Raw genomic sequence first — 24,512 nt, forward strand, 5'->3', positions numbered from 1 at the left:
ACTAACAACTAAAGTATTAATATTCGTCATTAGGGTACCAGTCTAATTGTACCACTTCAATATCTTGATTGCCTGCATCTACCAATTGTTTGAACTTGGCAACATCGCTAACATCTGGATTGCCCCTGTAGTGATAAGGATAAACTTGTTTTGGTTTAAAATCTAACACTGCTTCGGCAGCACTTTCAACGGTCATGGTATAAGGTAAATTCATACAAACAAAAGCTTTGTCTATATTCTTTAAAGAACGCATTTCTGGGATATCCTCTGTATCTCCGGAAAAATAAATACGTTGATCGCCAATAGTTAAAACATAGCCGTTTCCACGACCTTTATTGTGAAATTTAAGCGCTTCACTTCTTAAATTATACATGGGTATGGCTTCAATGGTAATACCGTTTAATTCTTTACTGCTCCCGTTGTCCAAAATTACAAGCTGTTCTGCATATTCTTCGGGCAATTCTTCTGCAACGGCCTGTGGTACAACAAAGGTAGCATTGGTTGTTTCTAATTCTTTTAAGGTCTCTATGTTTAAATGATCACCATGTATATCGGTAATTAAAATTAATGTAGCATTCTTTTGCCCTTCAAAAGCTGCGGCACCACCTGTTGGGTCAATATAGATTATTTCATTATTCCATTCTAAGACAGCCGTTGCGTGTTCTATGGGTGTTATGGTGATTTCGGTGTCTTTAGCCTCATTTTTCATTGAAGTCGACATTTCCGCTTCCGCTTCTGTGACTTCGGAATCTGATTTCTTTACTTCTTTACATGAGAAAGAAATGGCTCCTATACATAATAATAAAAAGAGTTTATTGATGTTCATTGTTATATTGTTTTAGTTTTAATTCCATTTTAATGTCAGATCTAAGGTAGTCTAAATTATCTTCCAACGGCGTTTCTATAAATCCGTATTTTTTATAAATATGCAAGGCGGCGTCAAGCTTGGTGCTTGAGTATAGTTCAAGTGTATTCCAGTTTTTATTCTTTGCAAAATCAATGGCGTATAATAATAATTTTTGACCAATTTGTAAGCCGTGATAAGATTTGCTAACTGCCATTTTTCCTAATTCATATCTTTCCTTGTTTTTTCTTATTAATGCAAAACACCCCACAGGTTCATTATTCCAGAGCCCAATAAAGATAAAGCCACCTTTGTCAATGATAGAGGCTTGGCTGTTTTCTAATAGTTCTCTGTCCTTTTCTTCAACTTTAAAATATTCGGTAATCCACTCTATATTCAAGTCTTTAAAGATTTGAGTATATTTAGTCTCAAATGGCACAATGGTAAGCATAGTCTATGTATTGGTCTAATGGTTACTTCTAAATTATACTATATTTAATGGTATTTACCACGTAATATAATTTAATTTTATGCTAAAGAATCTAAAATTTGAATTAACACGTATATAAACTGAACAAACAGACACTTTATTAAATTTAAAATTATGACTGAAACAAAAAACAACAATGGTTTAAAAGTTTTGACCGCTCTTTTAGGTGTTGTGCTTTTAGCAACTATCATTTATACAGTAAGTCTTTATCAAGATAAAAAGAAGACAGAGGTTGTTCTTTCTAAAGAGAAAGAATTGGTGGTTGAAGATTTAAATAGCTTAAAATCAGAATATGATAAAGCTATTTTGGAAAGTAATGCTACTAACGAAGAATTGGTTAGCGCAAGAGATAATATTGCTAAATACATAGACTCGGTAAAAACTATGAAAGCGGATATTAGTTCTTTATCTAGATACAGAAGACAAGTTAGTGTTCTTAAAGCGGAGAGAGAGCAGTTGTTAAAGCAAGTTGATTCTTTAACTCGTTCTAATAGTATGATCGCTATGCAGCGTGATAGTACTTATGTTGAGTTGGAAAAACAAACAGTTTTCAACGATTCTTTAGTAGTGCAAAACACAAATTTGGCTCAAGTAGTTGAAAAAGGGTCTGCATTGAATTTATCTAAATTTAATGTTGATGCAGTTAAGGAGCGAAACAGCGGAAAATTAGTTTCTACTCAACGTGCCAGAGCTACTGATAAGTTTAAAATTTGTTTTACCGTAGCGGATAACGTTATTGCTCAAGCTGGTGATAGAGAGTTCTTCTTAGAAGTTTTAGATCCACAAGGGAATGTTCTTGGAGGTGGTAACTCAATGACCAACGATAACGGAGCATCAATTACTTATAGTAAGCAAACAGGATTTTACTATGAAAACAAATCTTTAGATGTATGTGATTACATTAGTAAGCCAGCTGGTGATTTTAAAGATGGAAATTACATGGTAAATGTATATGACGATCAGTTGAAATTATTAGGAACTTCTAAGTTCATGTTGAAGTAAGTTTTCCTATAATTATATAATACAAAAGGCGACCAATTTGGTCGCCTTTTTTTGTTTATTGGTTTAGTTTTTAGTCTTTTAAACTACCCACCATATTTTCAGGTTTTACCCACTCGTCATAATCTTCAGCGGAAACGTAACCTAAATTAACAGCTTCTTCTTTTAATGTAGTGCCGTTCTTATGTGCGGTGTTTGCAATCTCTGCAGCTTTGTAATACCCAATTTTGGTATTTAAAGCAGTGACCAACATTAAAGAGTTATTCAACAATTCTTTGATTACACCGTGATTTGGCTCAATACCGGCAGCACAATGCTCTTCAAAACTTACACAGGCATCGCCAATTAGTTGTGCAGACTGTAGAATGTTTGCTGCCATCATTGGTTTAAAGACATTCAATTCATAATGTCCCTGTGTACCACCAACGCTTACAGCAACGTCATTACCCATAACTTGTGCGCAAACCATTGTCATTGCTTCACATTGAGTAGGGTTCACTTTACCTGGCATTATTGAACTACCAGGTTCGTTGGCAGGAATAATGATTTCACCTATTCCTGAACGAGGTCCAGATGCCATCATTCTAATATCATTTGCTATTTTGTTCAATGACACTGCCAACTGTTTTAAAGCTCCGTGGCTTTCAACAATGGCATCATGTGCCGCTAGTGCTTCAAATTTATTTTCAGCGGTTATAAAAGGCAACCCTGTGAAGTCTGCAATATATTTTGCTACAAGCACATCATAGCCTTCCGGTGTGTTTAATCCAGTTCCAACGGCAGTACCACCAAGTGCCAATTCACTTAAATGTGCTAAGGTGTTGTTCAATGCTTTTAAACCATGGTCCAATTGAGAAACATAACCGGAAAATTCTTGACCTAAGGTTAGGGGAGTGGCATCCATTAAATGGGTGCGACCTATTTTAACCACATCTTTAAATTCTTTTGATTTTTTATGTAATGTATCTCTTAACTGAGTTACACCAGGAATGGTCACTTCTACAATCTTTTTGTAAGCGGCAATATGCATACCGGTAGGGAAAGTATCGTTAGAAGATTGAGATTTGTTGACATCGTCATTCGGTTGAATGGTTTTTTCTCCCTCGCCAATTACTTTACCGGCAATTTCATGGGCTCTATTGGCAACTACTTCATTAACGTTCATATTACTTTGCGTACCAGAACCAGTTTGCCAAATAACCAATGGAAATTGGTCATCGTGCTTTCCTTCTAAAATTTCATCGCATACCTGGGCGATCAAATCTCTTTTTTCGGTAGCTAAGACACCAAGCTCACAATTGGCATATGCAGCGGATTTTTTTAAATAAGCGAATCCGTAAACTATGTCCAACGGCATAGATGCCGTTGGTCCTATTTTAAAATTATTACGCGAGCGTTCTGTTTGTGCACCCCAGTATTTGTCTTTGGGTACTTCAACATTCCCCATGGTATCTTTTTCGATTCTGAACTCCATAATCTTATATTTTATATGAATCTTAAATAAACTTTTATATACAGCATCAAAAATAAGGTTTACATTTATTTTTCTTACGACAAGATTAAAGGGAAATGTGAAATTAATTTTGCAGAACGTTTGCAAAAAATAATTGGTTTATGGTATCTTTGTCATATATAAGCAAGAAGATATGTTTGATTTTGACCAATATTTAGGATTTTTAGCTTTTTTGACCATTTTAACTATCGGTTTTTGGCTAATGATGTTTTTGTTATTATTTGTTGTGCCTTACTGGTTAGGTGGTAACATTATAGAGTTATTGAAAGAAAGACGCGAAAAGAAAAAAGCTGCTAGGGAAGCATAAATGATATTATTAAATAAAAAAAGGAAGCCAATTGGCTTCCTTTTTTTGTTGCTATTTATAGTTATTGAATTATCCTTCAATTTCCTCATCACCTTCGTCATTATTTCTGTTTCCTCTATCGCCATTTCTATTTCTTTCTTTTGGCTGGTTAAAACGATAAACAAAGCCCATGGTTATTTGGCGTTGTCTCCATTGGAATTCACTATCAGATGTAAAGAATTCCGTTTCTGTATAAGAAGTTCTTTTTCTGGAATTTAATAGATCGCTAACGTTTAGGGAAATAGTTCCATTGTCTTTCAAAATATCTTTGCTGAATGCCAAATTTAAAGAGAATATACCTCCATTTTCCGTTTGGGCGGTTGATGATGGACCTCTATAAAATGCATTGGTCTGCCAGTCAATTTTTGCAGGTAAAGATACTTTAGAGCTAAATCTTGCAAACCAACTGGTATTTGTTGTACCATAATCTATACCGTTGAATGCGCCATCTGTCTTAAATTGAAAGAAGTTGAAACTAGAATTTAAACGTAACCATTTTGCAGGATTATATAGCATACCGGCTTCAACACCTATTCTGTCATTTGTAGATAGGTTAATAGGAATTGATCTAATTATTTCAATTCCATCTGTGGTGGTTTCACCGGTTTCTTCTTGTATACGTTCAAATGAATCGGTTTCTCGTTGGTAGTACACAGAAGAGGTAAGGGTTAGCTTATCCCATCTCTTTAAGTAACCAACATCAAAAGCATTGGAGAACGCTGGGTCAAGATCCGGGTTTCCTTGAAAAATATTTGTTCTACTAGATCTTGAAGGAAAAGGGTTTACGTACCTTCCTCTTGGTCTATTTATCCTTCTATTATAACCTAATGATATGTTTTCATTTTCACCCAATTCGTAAATGACGTTCACAGTTGGAAAAAGCCCTAAATAGTTCTTATCGAAATTTGCCTCAACATCTACTCCCAATTGATCCTCTAACTCAGAAGAATCATATAAAGAGGTCAATTCTCCTTTTAACTGGGTGTTCTCTAAACGTAATCCTAAAAGAAAAGAAAATTTACCGTATTTGTTACCATATTGGGTATATACGGCATTTACATTTTCAGTATAGGCAAATAAGTTGGTCAGGTCTTGGTTAATATCGAACAGACCGGTGGTTTGGTTTAAAGAGTCTAATCTATAATCCGTTTCTGTTTTTTCAAAAGTACCTCTATACCCAGCTTCAAATTGTGCATCGCCCATAGGTAATACATAATCTGCTTGTATTAAATATTCATTTTGGGTTTCTTTTTCAAAGACATTTTCCAAGACTATTAAATTATCATTAGGCAATGTATTGTTTTCTTGTATGATGTTGGTCTTATCTTCTACGCCGTTAGAGTATTGAGCGTCTACCGTTAGTTTTTGCCCATCATCATCAAGATTATTAATATAATTCAAAGAAAATTGATAGTTCTCATCATCTTCACCTTCATCTTCAGTTCTAAAGGTTTCACTATCTAGTGTGCTGTTAATAAACCTTTGGTTGGTATTTTCAGTTTCATCTTCACTTTTAGAGGTTCTGTAAAATACACTTCCTGTAATTGAAGATTCCTCTGTAATAAAATACTCAAGTCCCAAATTAGTGTTGAATCCTTTTCTAAGTCTAAAATAGTCCCTGTCCTCTATAATCCTATCATATGATCCAGAAGTATAGGTGTTATCATAAAATGCATTTCCTGGGGCATCTCTATAGTTATACCCTGTTGTGTTGAACAAATTAAATTTGTCTGTACGTAAATTGGCATTAACGGATATACCACTATTTACTGGGTAACCGATCGTAGTGTTTACAGAACCGTTAAAGCCCAGTGTTTTTTCCTTTTTAAGAACAATGTTCAAAATACCTGCGGTACCTTCTGCGTCATATCTTGCAGACGGACTAGTAATTACCTCAACCTTTTCAATGGCATCCGCAGGAAGTTGTGTAAGAGCATCTGTAGATCCAAAACCCGCTAATGCTGACGGTTTGCCGTTAATAAGAATTCTAACATTTTCATTACCCCTTAAACTTATGGCGCCTTCAACATCTACATCAACAGAGGGTACATTATTCAAGGCGTCGGTAATAGTTGCGCCACTATTGGTTAAATCCTTACCAATATTATAGATCTTTTTGTCTAAACGTACCTCTACGGTAGTTTTTTCACCAACGACTTCAACGGCTTCTAGTTGAGCAACATCTAAAGCAAGTTTAACCGTACCCAAATCTGTGGATTCAGTCAATGTTTGATTTGTTAATTTGTAAGTTTTGTATGAAATGTATTCTATGGAAATATTGTACTTGCCTGGTGTGGTTTCAACCTGAAAGTTACCATCAATATCTGTAATGCCACCTGTAATTTTATCAGGGTTGTTTACACTTTGTAGTACCAGTGTAGCATATTCTAAAGGAAGATTATCGTCTTTGTCTACGACTTTACCGCTAATGATAATTGGACCTCTTTCCCGTTCTCCTCCGGGTCTTTGACTGTATATATAATTAAATGATAGTGTTAAGAGTAGGAGTAAAGGGTAAAGTTGTCTCATTAAGTCAGTTTTTGGATTTCTTTCGTTTTTCTTTTTTCTTCTTTTTATTCTTCTTTAAAGTTTTTGAAACACCATCTTTTTGTAATGCAACAAAAGCTTCATACTTTTCTAATGGCAGACCGGCTTTTAATTCCTCATCTTGCCTTTTAGTTATGTTTTTATATACTTCTGCCATTTTTTCTGGCGGAAGTTTTAATATTTGAGCCTCTATACGCTCTTGTACATATTTTTTAAGTACAGAGCTTAATACGGCCTGTTCAAATTCATTTAGTTCCAATGCCTCCGTAATTCTGGGCATTTCACCATCTACCAGTTCTTCGGCAGTTTTTGGTTTGGGTTCTTCGACCGGAGTTTGTGCTTGGGGAATAGAGCTCCTTTGACTCCCATAACCATAACCTCCTCTAGATCCATAACCATATTGCGACCCATAACCATATTGCGCGTAAATTGCTGTAGTGCCAAATAAGGCAACCAACAATGTCAATATATTTAGTCCACTATACTTTAATACTTTTTTCATGTCTTTAGATTATAAAGTTATACTATGGTTTAACCGAAAATGGTTAATTGTTTGTTAAGATAATATACCTAACTATTATAATAAATTCTATTTCAACAAAGAGTTAATGTTTGAAGCCGGTCTACCAATAACCGCGCTATTTCCATTAATTACAATTGGTCTTTCTATTAATTTTGGATGCGTGATCATGGCATCGATCAACTCTTCATCGTTTAGTGATAAATGTTTGAATTTCTCTTTCCAAACGGCTTCTGACTTACGTATTAAGTTAATTGGTTTAATGTCCAAACAACTAATAATATTTCTAAGTTCATCTTTTGTTGGTATATCTTCTAGATATTTTACCACTTCAAATTTCTTGCCAGACTCTTCTACAACTTTTAAACCTTCTCTAGATTTGCTGCATCTAGAATTGTGATATATTTTAATCATATTACTTTTAGCTTTATGTTAAAACCCTATCTATTAAATATAATAAATAGGGATTAATAATTTATTCTTCTTCTTTTTGTCCCATCATCATTAGAAAGGCTTTCAAAAACTGGTCAATGTCACCATCCATGACATTGTCTACATTACCGGTTTCTTCTCCGGTTCTTACATCCTTAACCAATTTGTACGGATGCATAACGTAGTTTCTAATTTGAGAGCCCCATTCAATTTTCATTTTAGAGGATTCAATCTCTTGGCGAGCTTCCATTTTTTTACGTAGCTCAATTTCATATAGTTGAGATTTCAGCATTTTCATCGCCGTAGCCCTGTTATCATGCTGGCTTCTACTGTCTGAACAAGATATTTGAATTCCTGTAGGGTGGTGGGTCAATTGGACTTTAGTTTCAACCTTGTTTACATTTTGCCCACCAGCACCACTTGATCTTGCAGTGGTTATGGTAATATCTGCAGGATTGACATCTACTTCTATACTGTCATCTACTAACGGATATACATATACGGAAACAAATGAGGTATGTCTTTTGGCATTACTATCAAAAGGTGATATACGTACAAGACGATGAACTCCATTTTCTCCTTTTAACCAACCAAAAGCAAATTCACCGTCAATTTCCAAGGTTACGGTTTTAATGCCGGCAACATCACCATCTTGATAATTGAGTTCTTTGATTTTGTAACCGTTCTTTTCGGCCCACATCATATACATACGCATAAGCATAGCTGCCCAGTCGCAACTTTCGGTACCACCTGCGCCTGCTGTAATCTGCAGTACCGCTGGTAATTCATCACCCTCTTCTGAGAGCATATTCTTGAACTCCATTTTTTCAATGGTGTTCACTGCTTTCTCATATTGCTTTTCAACTTCGGCTTCAGGGACTTCGCCTTCTTGCTGAAACTCAATCAATACTTCTAAATCAGCAACCAATAGCTGGGCGGCATCATAATCATCTACCCATTGTTTTTTAGACTGAATGAATTTCATATGTGCCTGTGCCTCTTGCGGATTGTCCCAAAAGTCAGGAGCCAAGGTTTTTTCTTGCTCGTTTTCTATTTCAATTAATTTGGCATCAATGTCAAAGATACCTCCTTAACGCACCAAGGCGATCTATAAGACCTTTGTAGTGGTCTGTACTTATGTTCATACAATTCTAATTTTGAGTAAAAATAATACTCTTTTAAGTAATGTTTAAAGATATTTTTAGATTAACTATTGCTGGCTTTGCAATGTGACCGAGTGTGTGGTCTTATTTGTGCCCAAAGAATAAATAATACCTTTTAATGGAGCACAATCATTATAATCTTTACCGTGGCAGACTTTTATGTGATTCATATCCGCTAAAATATTATTGGTAGGGTCAAAACCTTTCCAGCCTATTCCTGGTATATAGCATTCTACCCAGGCATGCATTTGTGAATCTCCTTTAAAACCATGGGTTTGGTCTAGGTACCCGGAGACGTACCTTGTTGGTATGCCATTAATTCTTGCCAAGGCACAGAAAAGATGTGCAAAATCTTGGCAAACGCCTTTTTTATTAGTTACAACGTCATTTAACATTGTACTTACATCTGTAGCTCCTGTTGAAAATTCAATGAAATTATATACCCAATGGTTTAGGTTTTCTAGATTTTTGAATGTGGAAATAGTTGAATCAAAGGCGTATAGTTGCTCTTGTGCAAAACTTAGGTTTGTAAATGTAGTCGCTTTTAAAAAGCGTTCATAATTAATTCTAAAATCAAGTTTTTGTAACTCGGCATGTGCTGCTGAAACGTTAGGGTTGATGTTAAAATCAAAAGGGTCAATATCTTCTTTGGTCAGTTTAAATTTTGCTTCAAAAGTTACCTTCTTGAATTTTTTCTTCGGATGTATTCTTAGGGTTTTAAAGCCATAACCGTTAATGGAATTTTCGGTAATGGCAAATAATGAATTGTTGAATTCTATCTCTACATTATGTTGGCTATCGTTCTCTACCGGTATAATTAGAAACTGCCAATATGCAGTATGTACCCAATCGTCATAAATATTTTTAGCCCTATATGTAATCTCAATATCTCTTGGCATAAGAGCGCAAAGATACCTTATTTAAATGGGCTAATAATTAAAAAATTCCTCATCTACTTTGTCGCTGATATCAACAAGACTTTCTAGAATATTTTCAATGAAAGATTTTATATCTTGATCTATTTCCTCAATATATTTAAATTCATATTCTGATCTTACCCTGCCGATTAAAAAAGCCGTAGAATTTTTGTTATACCGTTTTTCGGGGTTTAAAATTTTTACATGTTGATTTACCTGGTTCAAAGAATTCATTACCGATCTTGGGCAATTAGGGTTAAGAATTAAGAACTCTAATGTAGTTATGCTTGTAGGGGTTTTTTTGTAGAACCTACGCATCATATCATAAGATTCGGCACATTTTAATAACGTGGTCCATTCAAAACTTTTACTGAACTTTTCATTTTCACCACCTTGAGAAAGTAATGCATCATTGTATTTAGAATTGATCATTCTAGTAATTTGTGTAGCCCTTTCAATGTTTATGCCCATTGATATTATGGCATAAGTGGCATCATGCAAGAGTGTACCGCGTATTTTTCCACGAAGTATATCTGTCATTTCAGCAACCTGGGTAGTGAAATCATGTAGACCATTTTTAACAAAAACTTCTTTAGGGTAGTTGACGACAAAATGATAGAATTTATTGATCGCTTCATAAAGCTCAGTTGAAATTAAATCCCGTGCGCTATTTGCGTTCTCCCTTGCAAACTTAATATTGTTTATGATCGATGAGCTATAAGTGGGGTCTAGACCAATTTTATAGAGTACATCTTCTTCTTTTAAAAACTTTTCTGAATCCTCTTCGGGATCTCCGACCATAAATAACATAGAACGTAAAACAAATTGACGATCTTGAGATTTTAGATTTGGAGCATCTAAAGAAGAGAAATAATTTACATTTAAATATCTTGCTACGTGTTCAGAACGTTCAATATAACGTCCCATCCAAAATAGATTATTGGCAACTCTTGCTAACATATAGATTTTTTATTTTTTTAATACCCAGGTGTCTTTTGATCCGCCTCCTTGAGAAGAGTTTACAATTAGATTTCCCCTCTTAAGTGCTACGCGTGTTAACCCGCCTTTGAGAACAAATTCTTTGTCTTTCCCGAGAACGGTAAACGTTCTTAAATCAACATGGCGTTGTTCAAAAGATTCGGTATCGTCTATATAGGTAGGGTGAACGGACAATGACATAATAGGTTGGGCTACATATTTTCTTGGGCTGGCCTTTACCTCGGCCTTTACCTTTTCAATTTCTTCTTTACTTAGCTTGTTTCCTATAGAAATACCGTAGCCACCGGCTTCATCAACAGGTTTAATAACTAGTTCATGAATATGTTCCAATACATATTTTAATTCATCGGGTCTGCTGCAATGATAGGTATGTACATTGTTTAATATAGGTTCTTCGTCTAAGTAATATTTTATAATTTCTGGCATATAGGTGTATACGGCTTTATCATCAGCTACACCAGTGCCAGGGGCATTGGCCAACGTAACATTGCCTTTTTTATACGCGGCAAATAAACCGGGTACGCCAAGAACGGAATCTGGATTAAACTCCAGAGGATCTATGAACTGGTCATCTATTCGTCTATAAATAACATCAACCTTTTCTGGACCCTTTATAGTCTTCATGTAAACAAAATCATTTTCTACAAATAGATCACGACCTTCTACCAATTCAACTCCCATGGTTTTGGCTAGGTAAGAATGCTCATAAAATGCAGAGTTGTACATACCAGGTGTAATAACTACTACATTGGGTATGTCCACGCCCTTAGGTTTTACGGATTCTAGTAGTTCTAAAAGGTTTTCTGCATAATTGGTCACCGTATGTGTCTGGTAATGATTGAATACACCAAACAACGCCTTTTTAAGTGCTGTTCTGTTGCAGATTACATAACTTACCCCAGACGGACATCTAATATTATCTTCAAGTACATAATATTTACCGTCCTTATGTTTAATGACATCTGTACCCGAAATGTGATTATAGATTCCTCCTGGCGGATTTACACCGTTCATTTGATCTAAGTAATTGGCTGAAGATGTAATGAGTTCTATGGGTACAACCTTATCTTTTAATATTTTTTTATCATGATAAATATCCCACAGGAATAAGTTCAAAGCTTTACTTCTTTGTATGGAGCCACGCTCTATAATATCCCAGTCTACGGGATCAATAATTCGTGGAAATAAATCAAAGGGAAAAATCTTCTCTTGCACGTTATTTTCCCCGTATACTTGAAAAGTAATGCCTTGATTAAAAAATGAAGACTTCGCTTTATTGTTTAGCGTAACGTAATCTTTAATAGAATGTTCACCATAGAGGTTGAATAACTTTTGATAAACCTCTTTTACCTTTCCTTTCTTATCATGAATTTCATCATATAAATCTGGGTTTCTTTGATAAGAAGAAAAAATTTGATTTTCAATGTTCTCCATAGAATTAGTTTTGTTAAAAGGTACATGATAAAAAGCGATTATTAGGTGTAATATTTACAATAATTGGTAGTATTTTTCCTTATTCTGTAATTATTAGGTAGCTTTTTTAACAAGTATGATATTTATAATATAGTTGGGCTTTCCTGTTTTTCATTCGTTGGTTTTTCTCTACTTTTAATGAAAACTATTAGAGAATGAGAAAGCACTATGTACTTTTGGTTGGATTTCTATTGTTATCCATTACTACAATAACCGCACAGTTTAGCGATCAAAAGAAGAATTTTGATAAATATGAGGGGTTCTATAATTTCTACTATGATGAGGACAATGATAAAATCTTTTTGGAAGTAGATCAGTTGGATAAGGATTTTCTTTATGTATACTCTTTAAGTAGTGGAATAGGGAGTAATGACATTGGCTTGGACAGAGGTCAACTGGGAGACGAGCAGGTAGTATATTTTAAAAAGGCGGGCAATAAATTACTGTTGGTTCAACCAAATTTAAAGTATAGGGCCATAACGGATAATGAATTGGAACGAAAATCCGTTGAACAAGCGTTTGCCAAATCTGTTCTGTTCGGCTTTCCTATTGTTGAAGATAAAAACGGTACCTATATAATAGATATCACTGATTTTTTAATGCAAGATGCACATGGTGTCTCTTCAAGACTAAAAAGAACTGAGCAGGGTTCATATAGTCTGGATAAATCTAAAAGTGCCTTTGCCTTGGAAAGAACTAAGGCTTTTCCCAAGAATATAGAGTTTGATGTTTTAATGACTTTTAAGGGCGAGGCGAAAGGTGGTTATATCAGAAGTGTAGCTCCCAATGCGAATTTAGTAACCGTTGCTGAGCATCATTCTTTTATTGAATTGCCAGATGATAAGTATAAAAAACGAGCTTTTGATCCAAGATCAGGTTCTTCTCCATTTAACTATTATGATTATGCGGCACCTGTGGAGCAAAATATTCTAAAGCAGTTTATAAGAAGGCATCGTTTAGAGAAAAAAGATCCTACTGCAGAGGTTAGTGAGGCCGTAGAACCTATTATTTATTATTTGGATAATGGAACACCGGAACCTGTAAGGTCCGCTTTATTGGAAGGTGGCCGTTGGTGGAACCAAGCTTTTGAAGCTATAGGTTATAAAGATGCCTTTCAAATAAAAATGTTGCCAGATGATGCGGATCCTTTAGATGTTCGTTACAACGTTATTCAATGGGTTCATCGTTCTACCAGAGGTTGGAGCTATGGTAGTAGTATAACAGATCCAAGAACTGGTGAAATTATGAAAGGGCATGTTAGTTTAGGAAGTTTAAGAATAAGACAAGATTATTTAATCGCCCAGGCTTTAATGAACAAACCATTTGCCGAAAGAGATGATAATTATGAGCCAATGTTAGAAATGGCCATTGCAAGAATAAGACAATTATCTGCACATGAAATTGGGCATACTTTAGGTTTTGCCCATAATTATGCCGCCAGTACTACAGGCAAGGCTTCAGTGATGGACTATCCTCATCCGCAGTTTACTTTGAACAATGGAAAGGTTGATTTTTCAAGTGCCTATGAAACTGGTATTGGAGCATGGGATAAGGTTACCGTAGCATACTCCTATCAGAACTTTCCTGAAGGGGAAGAAAAAATAGGCTTGAACAATATTTTGGATAAGGCCAAAGCAGATGGGCTACGTTATATAACGGATCAAGATGCGAGACCACAAGGTAGTGCCCATGTCTTGGCTCATTTGTGGGATAACGGCACCAGTATCAGCAAAGAATTGGAGGAAATGATGAGTATTCGTAAAGTAGCCATTAATAACTTTTCTGTAGATAATATTCAAGAAGGTACACCTTACTCTGTATTGGAAGATGTTTTTGTACCGCTATATTTCTTTCATAGGTACCAAACAGAAGGTGTGGCAAAAGTCATTGGTGGTTTAGAATATAATTATGCGGTAAAAGGTGATGGACAAGAGGTAGTTGCCGTTGCGGATAAGTCTATGCAACAAGAGGCATTAAAGAGTGTGTTGCGGACTTTGGATGCTGCAGAAATAGCTATACCAAAAGAAAAATTGAGCTTGTTTCCTCCTAGGTCATTTGGAACCCCTAGAACAAGGGAATCTATAAAAGGTAAAACCGGTGTTTCTTTTGATGCCCTGTCGGCAGTGGAAACAGCTTCGGATTTGACTTTAAAATTTTTATTGCATCCGGAGAAAGCATCAAGACTTATTCAGCAAAAAGCAATAGATACGGATAATGTTGGTTTGGCTGATATTTTAGATGAATTGATAGCTTCAACCATTAACAAAAAGCAGAAAGATGCATATTTGAACGAAGCGCAAACGATAATCAATTTTAGAGTATTGTATCATATCATGAATTTGGCAGGGCACACCAATGTGCATCCACAGGTAAATGCCATAGCGTCCCAAAAAATAAATGAACTGAATATGCAGTTAATGAAAGATTCTGGGGCTAATGCAATTAGTGCGGAAATGGTTAAGAGAATAAAATCATACAGAGAGCACCCGGAACAATTCAAAATGATACCTTCGCCAAAGATTCCTGATGGTTCGCCAATTGGAATGAGCTGTTTTCACTAATTAAATCGTTAGAACTTTATTATGCTTATTAATCTTATCAGTGATACGGTAACCAAGCCTACACCCGGAATGTTAGATGCTATGATGACCGCTGAGGTAGGTGATGATGTTTTTAAAGAGGACCCTACCGTAAATGCCTTAGAGGAAAAGGTGGCAAAACTTTTTGGAATGGAGTCAGCACTGTTTTTTCCTAGTGGTACCATGACCAACCAGACCGCTATAAAATTACATACGCAGCCTGGTGAGCAATTGATCTGTGACAAGTATGCCCACATTTATAATTATGAAGGTGGTGGTGTTAGTTTTAATAGTGGGGTGTCTTGCAGGCTGGTAGATGGTGATAGAGGTACAATGACAGCGGAACAAGTGGCAGCGGCAATAAATCCACCGGATTTTTACCATAGCCCGTTAACCACATTGGTATCCATAGAAAATACAGCAAATAAAGGTGGGGGTACTTGTTGGAATTTTAGTGAACTGCAGGCAATTAAAAAGGTTTGTGCCAATAATGGTTTAAAGTATCATTTAGATGGAGCAAGATTATGGAACGCTATGGTGGAAATGAAAGAGACTCCGTTACAGTACGGAGAGCTTTTTGATACCATAAGCGTCTGTCTGAGTAAAGGGTTAGGTTGCCCTGTAGGGTCTTTGCTATTGGGTACTAAAGAACAAATGAACAAGGCGATCCGTATTCGTAAAATATTTGGTGGTGGCATGAGACAATCGGGTTTTTTGGCGGCAGCGGCTATTTATGCTTTGGACAATCATATAGAGAGATTGGTAGAAGATCATAAAAAGGCAAAGGAAATAGGGAAGGCTTTGGCTTTAAAGTCGTTTGTTAAGAAGGTAGAGCCTATTGAAACCAATATTGTCATTTTTGAAATTGATGAGTCATTTATGACAAGCGATCAATTTGTTCATAAATTAAAAGAAAAGAATATTTTAATAATTGGTATGGGGCAGGGGAAATTGAGAATGGTTACCCATTTGGACTATACTAATGATATGCATGAAGAATTGCTTAAGCAGCTAGCGTCTTTTTAATATGTTACTCTAAACTGTTTGTAATATTCAATATACCATTTTCCATACCGGCTTCTGAAGTGTAAAGTCCGCTACTACCAACAATTTTGCCTGTAGAATTTTTTAATTCAACTAAAAATTTACCATCCGTATTAGTTCTTCTTTCAAAGAATTTTCCGTTAGATTTTTTCAGTGCCTTAATGTCTTTTATGGTGCTATCTGTTTCATTTTCACTATTAAAGGGTATACTCTTTAATAATACTTGCCCGTTGTCAGACTTCAAAACAAATTGATATAGGCCGTCTTTATCTTTAACAATTTTAATCATATCCTTAAAGATAAATAATATTTTCTCTGCTTTTCAGTGACTTTTTAAATAATAGTGTGTCTTAATTATTGAGGCGTTAAACTCACAGGTTTTAAAATAGCATTCGACACTAGGTTGAAACCAGTTTACAGGAAACCTCAAATAAATAATTATAAATAACCAATTATTAATTTTAAACACTATCAAAATGAAAAAAGTATTATTTCTAGCAGTGGCATTTTCTGCTTCGTTTGCAATGGCACAAGACTTGCCGTCAAATCCAGAACCAGGTAAATGCTATGTACGTTGTACCACACCAGATGTGTATGTAAATGAAACGACTACGGTTACAACCAACCCTTCGTACAAAATTTTAAAAACGATTCCTGCTACATTTAAAACAATAACAGAACGTGTATTGGTGAGAGAAGAAGAAAAAGTGCTTACTGTTGTTCCTGCTAAGTGGGGAACAGAAACGGTAACCTATGTATCTAAAGGAGGTGGAAATTCTTTACAGGTGATCCCTGCTTCTTTTTCTCCCAGTACACAAACTATAGAGATCAAGCCTGCATATGCACAGTGGGAGTTGGGCGTAGCGGCACCTGATTGTGAGTCTGGTAATCCAGATGATTGTAGATACTGGTGTTACAAAGGATACCCTGCACAATTTGAAACAGTTTCTACGCAGGTATTGGCTAATGATGCCTCTACAACGAGTTCTCCATTAGGTTCTAAAAATGGATCTTACACAAAAGAAGTTTTGATCTCACCTGCTACCGTAGTTGAAAAAATTATTCCTGCAGTTTATAAAGAAATTACTAAAACGGTATTGGATAAAGATGCTTACACAGTAGAAGAGATTATTCCGGCTAAAACTACAACGATTACCAAAGAGGTATTAAAGGAAAAAGGTGGTTTAACTACTTGGAAAGAAGTGGAGTGCGCTTTGGTTGAGTACCAAGCTTTACCAATTAACTGGGATTCTGGTAGTGCTACATTGACTTCTGCGGCAAAAAGTATTATCGATAATAGATTATTACCAGTATTAGCTCAAAACCCTGGTGTTAAGGTTGAATTAGCTTCTCATACAGATTCACAAGGTAGTTCAGTGTCTAACCAAGACTTATCTGAAAGAAGAGCGAAAGCAGTAGCTGATTACTTAATTACGAAAGGTGTTAATTCAAGTCTTTTAGTAGCTAACGGTTACGGTGAAACAAGATTGTTGAACAGATGTAGTGATGGCGTTTCTTGTACGGCTAGAGAGCATGCAGTGAACAGAAGAACTCAATTTAGATTGATCAACAATTAATGAATAGGTTGTTTTTTTGATTGAAAAGGGCTTACACTAGTAAGCCCTTTTTTATGCTTTTAACTTAGGTTATAATAGTAACCTAATTGTTTCAAAAGGTGCTAAGCTGTTTGTAAGTTAGAAGTAAGTAATTATTGTAGTTGAGGTTTGGTTGTCTCCCTAGACTTGCCAATAGCATGGTAATTATGAAGTTTAATGGTATATATCTATTTAAGGTATACATCTTTCATATTGAAATAGGTTAATTGTTTTAAATGTTATTGCTTGGAATTGATGTATAACAAAAATGGCTCATGTATTTACATGAGCCATTTTTTATGAAATAAAATTTATCTTACTTATTTTTTTCTAAAAGTTTAAGATGAGAATCAACTACGCCGTTCATGCTATAACCAGAAAGAGCGTCTAATTCTTTTCCTTTGTAATCTATTACTTTAAATAATGGAAATACCTTCTTTTTGTTGAGTTTTGTAAGTAGCTCTTTGTTGTGCGCCAATTGTTTTTCAGTTAACAAATCCTTATTTCTTGGAACATCTATATAAAGCAGTATATAGTTGCTTGACAGTTCTTGAAACTCAACGGTGTCGAACAAATCGGTTTTCAACATTTTGCATGGAGGACACCAATCGCTACCCGTGAAGTAAACGAGTACATTTTTTTTCTGCTTTTTGGCTTTTGAAATAGCCGTATCATAATTAGTAAGCCATTTAGAATCATTTGCATTTTTAATATCCATTTGGGCGGTGGCCAAAAACGGAATCATTAATAATAAAAAAAGATACTTCATGAATTTATATTTTTTAATGTCAATTGCAAATAACCTGCCAATCTTACTTAAATAACGAATCCATACCAGGAATATTGGGCATACCGTCTTTAGCAACAGCAGCTAATTCAGTTTCATTTACGTTAGTAGCGTTTTGTATGGCCTTGTTCAATGTTAGTATCAAATAATCTTCTAATTGCTCTTTGTCCTGTAAAAGACTGTCATCTATTACTATGGACTTAACTTCTCTATTTGCGGTTATGGTAACCGAAACCAAGCCATCACTTGACTTTTCTTCAAGGGTAACCGTATTCAATCTTTTTTTGGTCTCTTCAACTTTTTTTTGGGTTTCTTTGAGTTTTCCCATCATACCCATCATATCTCCGAACATAGTTTGTGTTTTTAATTTTAAATGTCAAAAATACTAAAAATAGGGGCATTTCAGTTTTTGCTTATAATAAAACGGGGGTCTACGAATTAGTCTTATTTTTGCCGTCTTATTTTATAATGTAGTAGGTATGAATATTAAACATCCGCCGCAGGCGCAAAAAGTTCCTAAAGAATTAATTATTCATGATGATGTAAGGGTAGATAATTATTATTGGTTAAATGATAAGGAAAACAAAGAAGTTATTACTTATCTAGAAGCTGAGAATGCATATTATGATGCTGTAACTGCGCATACCAAAGATTTTCAAGAAAATTTGTTTCAAGAAATGAAAGGTAGAATTAAGGAAGATGATTCTTCTGTTCCCTATAAATATAATGATTATTGGTACAGTACTCGCTACATAATAGGTGGTGAATATCCATTGTACTCAAGATTTAAGAACGATTTAAGTGCCAATGAAGAAATTATGTTCAACGGTAATGAAATGGCCAAGGGACATGATTACTTTAATCTTGGAGGTATTGCTATCAGTCCTAATAATAAATTGGCTGCGTTTGGTGTAGATACGGTGTCTAGAAGACAATATACCTTACAGGTCAAAAACTTGGAAACTGGTGAGGTTTTAGAAGATAAAATTGAAAATACAACAGGTGGTGGTGTATGGGCAAATGACAATGAAACTTTGTTTTATACCCGAAAAGACCCGGTAACACTTCGGTCGGATAAAATTTATAAGCATAAGCTAGGCACTCCTACCTCTGATGATGTTTTGGTTTTTCATGAGCAAGATGATACGTTCAGTACATTTATATATCGAACCAAGTCGAAGAAATATTTGGTCATAGGTTCTTTTAGTACTTTAACGTCTGAATTTCAAATTCTCTCTACAGATACTCCTGATGGTGATTTTGAAGTGTTTTCGCCAAGGGAAAGAGGTTTGGAGTATACTATTTTTCATTATGAGGATAGCTTTTACATTCTTACCAATAAAGATAAGGCCGAGAATTTTAAATTAATGCGTACTTCTGAAAACCAAACGTCTTCAGAACATTGGCAAGAGTTTATTCCTCATCGAGCAGAGGTTCTTTTAGAAGACGTAGATATTTTTAAAGAATACTATGTACTCTCTGAGCGTGAAAACGGACTGAACAAAATTAGAATTGTTAGGTGGGATGGTACAAATGAGTATTATTTACCATTTGAAAGTGAAACATACACAGCATATGTAGGTAACAATCCTGATTTTGATACCGAAATACTCAGGTATTCTTATAATTCCATGTCTACACCTAGTTCTGTGATAGATTTTAACATGCGAACTAAGGAAAAGGAGGTGAAAAAGGAACAATCCGTTTTAGGAGGAACTTTTGAAAAAGAAAATTATAGAGAAGTTCGTTTATGGGCAACGGCTAGAGATGGGGAGAAAATACCTATGTCGGTTGTTCATAGAAAGGATACTGTTTTAAATGAGGATACACCTATTTTGCAATACGCATATGGTTCTTATGGTTCTACAATTGATCCTTACTTTTCTACGGTAAGATTAAGTTTGTTAGACCGTGGTTTTGTATTTGTAATAGCTCATATTAGGGGCGGGGAGTACCTTGGTAGAAGATGGTATGAGACCGGTAAATTATTGCAGAAGAAAAACACTTTTACTGATTTTATTGATTGTTCAAAATTTTTAATCGAACAAAAAATGACCAGTGCAAAGCATTTATATGCAATGGGCGGTTCTGCCGGTGGTTTATTAATGGGGGCAATTATAAATATGCAACCTGACATTTATAATGGTGTTATTGCTGCTGTACCGTTTGTTGATGTGGTAACAACAATGTTAGATGATTCTATTCCGCTAACCACAGGTGAGTATGATGAATGGGGTAATCCAAATGAAAAGGTATTTTATGATTATATGAAATCTTATTCGCCTTATGATAACGTGGTGGCTCAAAAGTATCCTAACATGTTGGTCACTACTGGTCTGCACGATTCTCAAGTGCAGTATTTTGAGCCGGCCAAATGGGTTGCCAAGTTAAGGGAGTTGAAGAAAGATGATAATCAACTACTGTTAAATACTAACATGGATGCTGGTCATGGTGGTGCTTCTGGTAGATTTGAGTCGTTAAGAGAAGTTGCCAAAGAATATGCATTTCTTCTTGATTTGGAAGGAAAAATCACATAGTGGAAAAAAAATGGTAGCTTTGCGTCAGAAATTTCAAGAAATTTCTTTTTATAAAATAACTAAACATTGATATCCCCCTTATGAAAAATGAGATCAGGGCTTACAACAATATTTTAGAACTAGTAGGTAATACACCTTTAGTTAAGTTAAATAGAATTGCAGAAAATTTTACCGGTAACTTTTACGCTAAGGTAGAAGCTTTTAATCCGGGTCACTCTTCTAAAGATAGAATTGCGATTCATATTATAGAGCAGGCTGAAAAGGCAGGTATTCTAACCGAAGGTAGTACTGTAATAGAAACAACTTCAGGAAACACTGGCTTTAGTATTGCAATGGCAAGTATCATTAAAGGATATGACTGTATACTGGCGGTTAGTTCCAAGTCATCACCGGACAAAATAGATATGTTGCGCTCTATGGGTGCCAAGGTATATGTTTGTCCCGCACATGTAAGTGCAGATGATCCAAGGTCATATTATGAAGTTGCTAAAAGGTTGCATAAAGAAACAAAAGGTTCTATATACATCAATCAGTATTTCAATCAACTGAATATGGAAGCCCATTATAAATCTACGGGTCCAGAGATCTGGGAGCAAACAGGTGGACAAATTACGCACTTGATCGCATGTAGTGGTACAGGTGGTACAATATCAGGAACGGCACGTTTTTTAAAGGAGCAAAACCCCAATATTAAAGTTATTGGTGTTGATGCTTATGGATCGGTATTAAAAAAGTATCATGAAACAGGAGAATTGGATACCAATGAAATCTATCCTTATAGAATAGAAGGTCTAGGTAAAAATTTAATTCCTGGTGCTACTGATTTTAGTACTATTGATGAGTTTGTAAAGGTTACAGATGCAGAAAGTGCACACACTGCTAGAGAAATATCAAGAACAGAAGGAATTTTTGTTGGGTATACCAGTGGGGCGGTAATGCAGGCCATTAAGCAATTGGACGAATTAAATACATTTGACAAGAATAGTAATGTTGTTTGTATATTTCCTGATCATGGTTCTAGATACATGAGCAAAATTTATAGTGATCAGTGGATGGAAGATCAAGGTTTCTTGAATACGAATACCGTAGAGGAGACGCAAGAAATACAATACGTTAAATAAAAAATAAATAGATATAGTTTTATAAAAAAGTGGGTTTATAGCCCACTTTTTTGCGTAGTAAATAATTTATGAATCTTTATCAAATTTTTTTACTTTTGCAGACAGATCCAAATTAAACAATGAAAGACTTATTTGATAGAATTTTAGCTAATAAAGGCCCTTTAGGTAAATGGGCTTCACAAGCAGAGGGATACTTTGTTTTCCCTAAATTGGAAGGTCCTATTTCTAATAGAATGAAATTTCAAGGTAAAGATGTTATTACCTGGAGTATCAATGATTATTTAGGCTTAGCGAATCTTCCGGAGATTAAGAAGGTTGATGGTGAGGCTGCAGCTGAATATGGTTCTGCATATCCAATGGGTGCAAGAATGATGAGTGGTCATACAGAGTTTCATGAGCAATTGGAGCAAGAATGTGCTGCTTTCGTTCAAAAGGAAGCTTCTTACTTGCTGAATTTCGGGTATCAAGGTTTTATGTCTGTAATAGACGCCCTTGTTACAAAAGATGATATTATAGTTTATGACGTTGATTGTCATGCTTGTATAATTGACGGTGTACGTTTACACATGGGTAAGCGTTTTACCTTTGTTCACAATAATGCGGAGAGCCTTGAAAAGAATTTAGAACGTGCAACCAAATTGGCCGAACAAACCGGTGGAGGTATCTTGGTTATATCTGAAGGCGTTTTTGGTATGCGTGGTGAGCAAGGTATCTTAAAGGAAATCGTAGCCTTAAAAGAAAAATTCAAGTTTAGGTTATTGGTAGATGATGCACATGGCTTTGGTACTTTAGGTGAAACCGGTGCAGGTGCAGGTCAAGAGCAAGGTGTACAAGACGGTATTGATGTTTATCTTGCCACTTTTGCAAAGTCAATGGCAAGTATTGGTGCATTTGTTGCTGCCGATCAAGAAATTATCGATTATTTAAAATATAACCTACGTTCGCAAATGTTCGCTAAATCATTACCAATGGTTTATGTGAAAGGAGCACTAAAACGTTTAGAAATGTTGCGTACCCAGCCAGAGCTGAAAGCTAAACTTTGGGAAAACGTGAATGCGTTACAAAATGGGTTAAAAGAAAAAGGGTTTGATATTGGTACAACTACTAGTTGTGTTACTCCTGTTTATCTAAATGGTAGTATTCCAGAGGCAATGGCCTTGGTGAAGGATTTACGTGAAAACCATGGTATTTTCTGTTCTATTGTTGTGTATCCGGTAATACCTAAAGGACTTATACTTTTACGTTTAATACCTACCGCTACCCACACCTTACAAGATGTTGAAGAAACATTGGAAGCTTTCTCTTCTATTAGAGAGCGCTTGCAGAATGGTACATATAAAAGATTATCTGCTGCAGTTGCCGCTGCAATGGGAGAATAATCTACAACAGACGTATATAAAAAGGTCCGAAATCGAATTTGATTTCGGACCTTTTTCTTTTTAAGAAAGTGATTTTCTATACGTTCTTCTTCGTTTATAGATTACCGGGTCAAAATGTTTCCACATTTGCTTTATAGCAATGTTCTCCTCTAATTCTGGAGTGCGGTAGCACATGTCTATGCCTTTTTCTTTGAATGTTTTGTAGTACTCGTTGAAAATTACTGCAGTAACTCCTTTGTTTTGGTATTCGGGTCGTATTCCTATTAAATAGAAAATAACATCCTTACTGTTTTTCTTGGCCTTCAACAAGTGGTATAATCCAAACGGAAACAACTTACCTTTAGCTCTCTGCAGTGCTTCTGAAAATGATGGCATTACAATGGCAAAGGCGATGAGTTTATCCTCTTTATCTTTAATGAATTTTATGTACTCTGGGTTAATAAAGCTTATATATTTCTTTTTGAAATAAGCCTTTTGTATTTCTGTTATGGGAACAAAAGAAGAAAGGTTGGCATAGGTTTCATTAAATAAATCGAACATTTCATCTGCTAAGGGCATAACCTCTTTAGTCTTTGTGAAATTAACCTCTTTAAGACCGTACCTTCTTTTAACTAGGTCGTTCAATTTAGTAAAGAGTGCTGGATCTGCATTACCTGCAGGAAATTTATTTTCCATGTATTCCTTTTCCTTTACAAAGCCAAGACTCTCATAATGGTCTTTGTAATAAGGATGGTTATACCAAGTTATCATGGTGCCAATATGATCAAACCCTTCTATAAGTACTCCAACTTTATCTAAGTTTGAAAAACCTACAGGACCTTCCATAAATTCCAATTGGTGCTGATTACCAATTTCTGCTACCTTGTCTAAAAGTGCTTTAGATACATTTTGATTATCTATAAAATCGAACCAACCAAAACGCATTTTTTTTACATTTTGTTGGTCAACTTCTAGGTGATTGACAATAGCGGCTACACGACCAACTATTTTATCACCGTCCATGGCAAGGAAGAACCATGCCTCTGCATCTTTAAAAACAGGATTTTTTTCTTTATCAAAACTTTCAAGTTCGTCATTTATAATGGGGGGTACCCAATATTTGTTGTTTTTGTATAACGAAAAAGGAAAGGTTACAAAACGTTTTAAATCTTGCTTTGATTTGGCTTCATGTATCGTAATCATTGGACTTCTTTAGAAGTGCCAATATTAGTGATATTAATCTACATT

General features: G+C 35.3%; 22 protein-coding genes. 8 read left to right on the forward strand and 14 right to left on the reverse strand.

Going from position 1 to position 24,512, the window contains the following annotated elements; all coding sequences use genetic code 11:
- Positions 1-16: 16 nt before the first annotated feature.
- Positions 17-826 (reverse strand): MBL fold metallo-hydrolase, encoded by an 810-nt coding sequence (locus tag B2Z27_RS01700; RefSeq protein ID WP_286812321.1) that lies wholly within the window; start codon positions 824-826, stop codon positions 17-19.
- Positions 813-1,295, reverse strand: coding sequence for a GNAT family N-acetyltransferase (locus tag B2Z27_RS01705; RefSeq protein ID WP_286812322.1), 483 nt, complete (start codon positions 1,293-1,295; stop codon positions 813-815). Before B2Z27_RS01705 ends, B2Z27_RS01700 begins: the two co-directional genes overlap by 14 nt.
- A gap of 153 nt (positions 1,296-1,448) precedes the next feature.
- Between B2Z27_RS01705 and B2Z27_RS01710 the strand changes: the two genes are divergently transcribed.
- Positions 1,449-2,336 carry a hypothetical protein gene (locus B2Z27_RS01710; RefSeq protein WP_058103210.1) on the forward strand — a complete coding sequence of 296 codons (888 nt, stop codon included), beginning with the start codon at positions 1,449-1,451 and terminating at the stop codon, positions 2,334-2,336.
- 70 nt (positions 2,337-2,406) lie between these two features.
- Here the strand turns inward: B2Z27_RS01710 and fumC are convergent, their stop codons facing one another.
- Positions 2,407-3,807 carry a class II fumarate hydratase gene (gene fumC, locus B2Z27_RS01715; RefSeq protein ID WP_286812323.1) on the reverse strand — a complete coding sequence of 467 codons (1,401 nt, stop codon included), beginning with the start codon at positions 3,805-3,807 and terminating at the stop codon, positions 2,407-2,409.
- A gap of 172 nt (positions 3,808-3,979) precedes the next feature.
- Here fumC and B2Z27_RS01720 point away from each other — a divergent pair, with 172 nt between their 5' ends.
- Entirely contained in the window at positions 3,980-4,153 is a 174-nt protein-coding gene (locus B2Z27_RS01720; RefSeq protein ID WP_286812324.1) for a hypothetical protein, read from the forward strand.
- A gap of 69 nt (positions 4,154-4,222) precedes the next feature.
- On the opposite strand, the gene B2Z27_RS01725 is transcribed toward B2Z27_RS01720, so the two are convergent.
- From B2Z27_RS01725 to B2Z27_RS01755, 7 genes are all read right to left on the reverse strand, one after another.
- Positions 4,223-6,721 carry an outer membrane beta-barrel family protein gene (locus tag B2Z27_RS01725; RefSeq protein WP_286812325.1) on the reverse strand — a complete coding sequence of 833 codons (2,499 nt, stop codon included), beginning with the start codon at positions 6,719-6,721 and terminating at the stop codon, positions 4,223-4,225.
- Between the two features lie 4 nt (positions 6,722-6,725).
- Entirely contained in the window at positions 6,726-7,241 is a 516-nt protein-coding gene (locus B2Z27_RS01730) for a hypothetical protein (protein ID WP_286812326.1), read from the reverse strand.
- An 87-nt stretch (positions 7,242-7,328) separates the two neighbouring features.
- Positions 7,329-7,673 carry an arsenate reductase (glutaredoxin) gene (gene arsC, locus B2Z27_RS01735; RefSeq protein WP_058103205.1) on the reverse strand — a complete coding sequence of 115 codons (345 nt, stop codon included), beginning with the start codon at positions 7,671-7,673 and terminating at the stop codon, positions 7,329-7,331.
- 61 nt (positions 7,674-7,734) lie between these two features.
- A protein-coding gene (prfB, locus tag B2Z27_RS01740; protein WP_286812327.1) for a peptide chain release factor 2 occupies positions 7,735-8,836 on the reverse strand; the annotation gives its coding sequence in 2 pieces (ribosomal slippage) (positions 7,735-8,769 and positions 8,771-8,836; 1,101 coding nt in all).
- Positions 8,837-8,901: 65 nt separating this feature from the next.
- Entirely contained in the window at positions 8,902-9,753 is an 852-nt protein-coding gene (locus tag B2Z27_RS01745) for a transglutaminase-like domain-containing protein (RefSeq protein ID WP_286812328.1), read from the reverse strand.
- 30 nt (positions 9,754-9,783) lie between these two features.
- Positions 9,784-10,731, reverse strand: a complete 948-nt coding sequence (locus B2Z27_RS01750; protein ID WP_058103203.1) for an alpha-E domain-containing protein — start codon at positions 10,729-10,731, stop codon at positions 9,784-9,786.
- A 9-nt stretch (positions 10,732-10,740) separates the two neighbouring features.
- Positions 10,741-12,204: a circularly permuted type 2 ATP-grasp protein gene (locus B2Z27_RS01755; RefSeq protein WP_058103202.1), complete on the reverse strand. Its 1,464-nt coding sequence runs from the start codon at positions 12,202-12,204 to the stop codon at positions 10,741-10,743.
- A 194-nt stretch (positions 12,205-12,398) separates the two neighbouring features.
- On the opposite strand from B2Z27_RS01755, the gene B2Z27_RS01760 reads away from it, so the two are divergent.
- Both B2Z27_RS01760 and B2Z27_RS01765 read left to right on the forward strand, forming a co-directional pair.
- On the forward strand, positions 12,399-14,804 hold the full coding sequence (locus B2Z27_RS01760; protein WP_286812329.1) for a zinc-dependent metalloprotease: 2,406 nt from the start codon (positions 12,399-12,401) through the stop codon (positions 14,802-14,804).
- Between the two features lie 21 nt (positions 14,805-14,825).
- Positions 14,826-15,848, forward strand: a complete 1,023-nt coding sequence (locus B2Z27_RS01765) for a threonine aldolase family protein (protein ID WP_286812330.1) — start codon at positions 14,826-14,828, stop codon at positions 15,846-15,848.
- A gap of 4 nt (positions 15,849-15,852) precedes the next feature.
- Here B2Z27_RS01765 and B2Z27_RS01770 read toward each other — a convergent pair whose 3' ends face one another.
- A complete protein-coding gene (locus B2Z27_RS01770) occupies positions 15,853-16,155 on the reverse strand; it encodes a YegP family protein (RefSeq protein ID WP_286812331.1) in 303 nt (100 codons plus the stop codon).
- A 187-nt stretch (positions 16,156-16,342) separates the two neighbouring features.
- Between B2Z27_RS01770 and B2Z27_RS01775 the strand changes: the two genes are divergently transcribed.
- Positions 16,343-17,443: an OmpA family protein gene (locus B2Z27_RS01775; RefSeq protein WP_071341885.1), complete on the forward strand. Its 1,101-nt coding sequence runs from the start codon at positions 16,343-16,345 to the stop codon at positions 17,441-17,443.
- Between the two features lie 334 nt (positions 17,444-17,777).
- Here the strand turns inward: B2Z27_RS01775 and B2Z27_RS01780 are convergent, their stop codons facing one another.
- A complete protein-coding gene (locus B2Z27_RS01780; protein ID WP_058103197.1) occupies positions 17,778-18,230 on the reverse strand; it encodes a thioredoxin family protein in 453 nt (150 codons plus the stop codon).
- 43 nt (positions 18,231-18,273) lie between these two features.
- On the reverse strand, positions 18,274-18,600 hold the full coding sequence (locus tag B2Z27_RS01785) for a YbaB/EbfC family nucleoid-associated protein (RefSeq protein ID WP_071341887.1): 327 nt from the start codon (positions 18,598-18,600) through the stop codon (positions 18,274-18,276).
- A gap of 127 nt (positions 18,601-18,727) precedes the next feature.
- Between B2Z27_RS01785 and B2Z27_RS01790 the strand changes: the two genes are divergently transcribed.
- The 3 genes from B2Z27_RS01790 to B2Z27_RS01800 all read left to right on the forward strand — a co-directional run bounded on the left by B2Z27_RS01790 (position 18,728) and on the right by B2Z27_RS01800 (position 23,285).
- On the forward strand, positions 18,728-20,785 hold the full coding sequence (locus tag B2Z27_RS01790) for a S9 family peptidase (protein WP_286812333.1): 2,058 nt from the start codon (positions 18,728-18,730) through the stop codon (positions 20,783-20,785).
- An 80-nt stretch (positions 20,786-20,865) separates the two neighbouring features.
- Positions 20,866-21,906, forward strand: coding sequence for a PLP-dependent cysteine synthase family protein (locus B2Z27_RS01795; RefSeq protein ID WP_286812334.1), 1,041 nt, complete (start codon positions 20,866-20,868; stop codon positions 21,904-21,906).
- A 119-nt stretch (positions 21,907-22,025) separates the two neighbouring features.
- Positions 22,026-23,285 (forward strand): aminotransferase class I/II-fold pyridoxal phosphate-dependent enzyme, encoded by a 1,260-nt coding sequence (locus tag B2Z27_RS01800; protein WP_074673329.1) that lies wholly within the window; start codon positions 22,026-22,028, stop codon positions 23,283-23,285.
- Positions 23,286-23,345: 60 nt separating this feature from the next.
- Here the strand turns inward: B2Z27_RS01800 and B2Z27_RS01805 are convergent, their stop codons facing one another.
- Positions 23,346-24,467: a GTP cyclohydrolase gene (locus tag B2Z27_RS01805; RefSeq protein WP_286812337.1), complete on the reverse strand. Its 1,122-nt coding sequence runs from the start codon at positions 24,465-24,467 to the stop codon at positions 23,346-23,348.
- Between the last annotated feature and the right edge of the window lie 45 nt (positions 24,468-24,512).

This window comes from Maribacter sp. UBA3344, from assembly GCF_002362375.1.
Lineage (GTDB): Bacteria > Bacteroidota > Bacteroidia > Flavobacteriales > Flavobacteriaceae > Maribacter > Maribacter dokdonensis.

Excerpts from the sequence above, each read along its gene's own strand:
- B2Z27_RS01700 (WP_286812321.1), bottom strand. The coding sequence starts at position 826 with ATGAACATCAATAAACTCTTTTTATTATTATGTATAGGAGCCATTTCT.
- B2Z27_RS01705 (WP_286812322.1), bottom strand. The coding sequence starts at position 1,295 with ATGCTTACCATTGTGCCATTTGAGACTAAATATACTCAAATCTTTAAA.
- B2Z27_RS01710 (WP_058103210.1), top strand. The coding sequence starts at position 1,449 with ATGACTGAAACAAAAAACAACAATGGTTTAAAAGTTTTGACCGCTCTT.
- fumC (WP_286812323.1), bottom strand. The coding sequence starts at position 3,807 with ATGGAGTTCAGAATCGAAAAAGATACCATGGGGAATGTTGAAGTACCC.
- B2Z27_RS01720 (WP_286812324.1), top strand. The coding sequence starts at position 3,980 with ATGTTTGATTTTGACCAATATTTAGGATTTTTAGCTTTTTTGACCATT.
- B2Z27_RS01725 (WP_286812325.1), bottom strand. The coding sequence starts at position 6,721 with ATGAGACAACTTTACCCTTTACTCCTACTCTTAACACTATCATTTAAT.
- B2Z27_RS01730 (WP_286812326.1), bottom strand. The coding sequence starts at position 7,241 with ATGAAAAAAGTATTAAAGTATAGTGGACTAAATATATTGACATTGTTG.
- arsC (WP_058103205.1), bottom strand. The coding sequence starts at position 7,673 with ATGATTAAAATATATCACAATTCTAGATGCAGCAAATCTAGAGAAGGT.
- B2Z27_RS01745 (WP_286812328.1), bottom strand. The coding sequence starts at position 9,753 with ATGCCAAGAGATATTGAGATTACATATAGGGCTAAAAATATTTATGAC.
- B2Z27_RS01750 (WP_058103203.1), bottom strand. The coding sequence starts at position 10,731 with ATGTTAGCAAGAGTTGCCAATAATCTATTTTGGATGGGACGTTATATT.
- B2Z27_RS01755 (WP_058103202.1), bottom strand. The coding sequence starts at position 12,204 with ATGGAGAACATTGAAAATCAAATTTTTTCTTCTTATCAAAGAAACCCA.
- B2Z27_RS01760 (WP_286812329.1), top strand. The coding sequence starts at position 12,399 with ATGAGAAAGCACTATGTACTTTTGGTTGGATTTCTATTGTTATCCATT.
- B2Z27_RS01765 (WP_286812330.1), top strand. The coding sequence starts at position 14,826 with ATGCTTATTAATCTTATCAGTGATACGGTAACCAAGCCTACACCCGGA.
- B2Z27_RS01770 (WP_286812331.1), bottom strand. The coding sequence starts at position 16,155 with ATGATTAAAATTGTTAAAGATAAAGACGGCCTATATCAATTTGTTTTG.
- B2Z27_RS01775 (WP_071341885.1), top strand. The coding sequence starts at position 16,343 with ATGAAAAAAGTATTATTTCTAGCAGTGGCATTTTCTGCTTCGTTTGCA.
- B2Z27_RS01780 (WP_058103197.1), bottom strand. The coding sequence starts at position 18,230 with ATGAAGTATCTTTTTTTATTATTAATGATTCCGTTTTTGGCCACCGCC.
- B2Z27_RS01785 (WP_071341887.1), bottom strand. The coding sequence starts at position 18,600 with ATGTTCGGAGATATGATGGGTATGATGGGAAAACTCAAAGAAACCCAA.
- B2Z27_RS01790 (WP_286812333.1), top strand. The coding sequence starts at position 18,728 with ATGAATATTAAACATCCGCCGCAGGCGCAAAAAGTTCCTAAAGAATTA.
- B2Z27_RS01795 (WP_286812334.1), top strand. The coding sequence starts at position 20,866 with ATGAAAAATGAGATCAGGGCTTACAACAATATTTTAGAACTAGTAGGT.
- B2Z27_RS01800 (WP_074673329.1), top strand. The coding sequence starts at position 22,026 with ATGAAAGACTTATTTGATAGAATTTTAGCTAATAAAGGCCCTTTAGGT.
- B2Z27_RS01805 (WP_286812337.1), bottom strand. The coding sequence starts at position 24,467 with ATGATTACGATACATGAAGCCAAATCAAAGCAAGATTTAAAACGTTTT.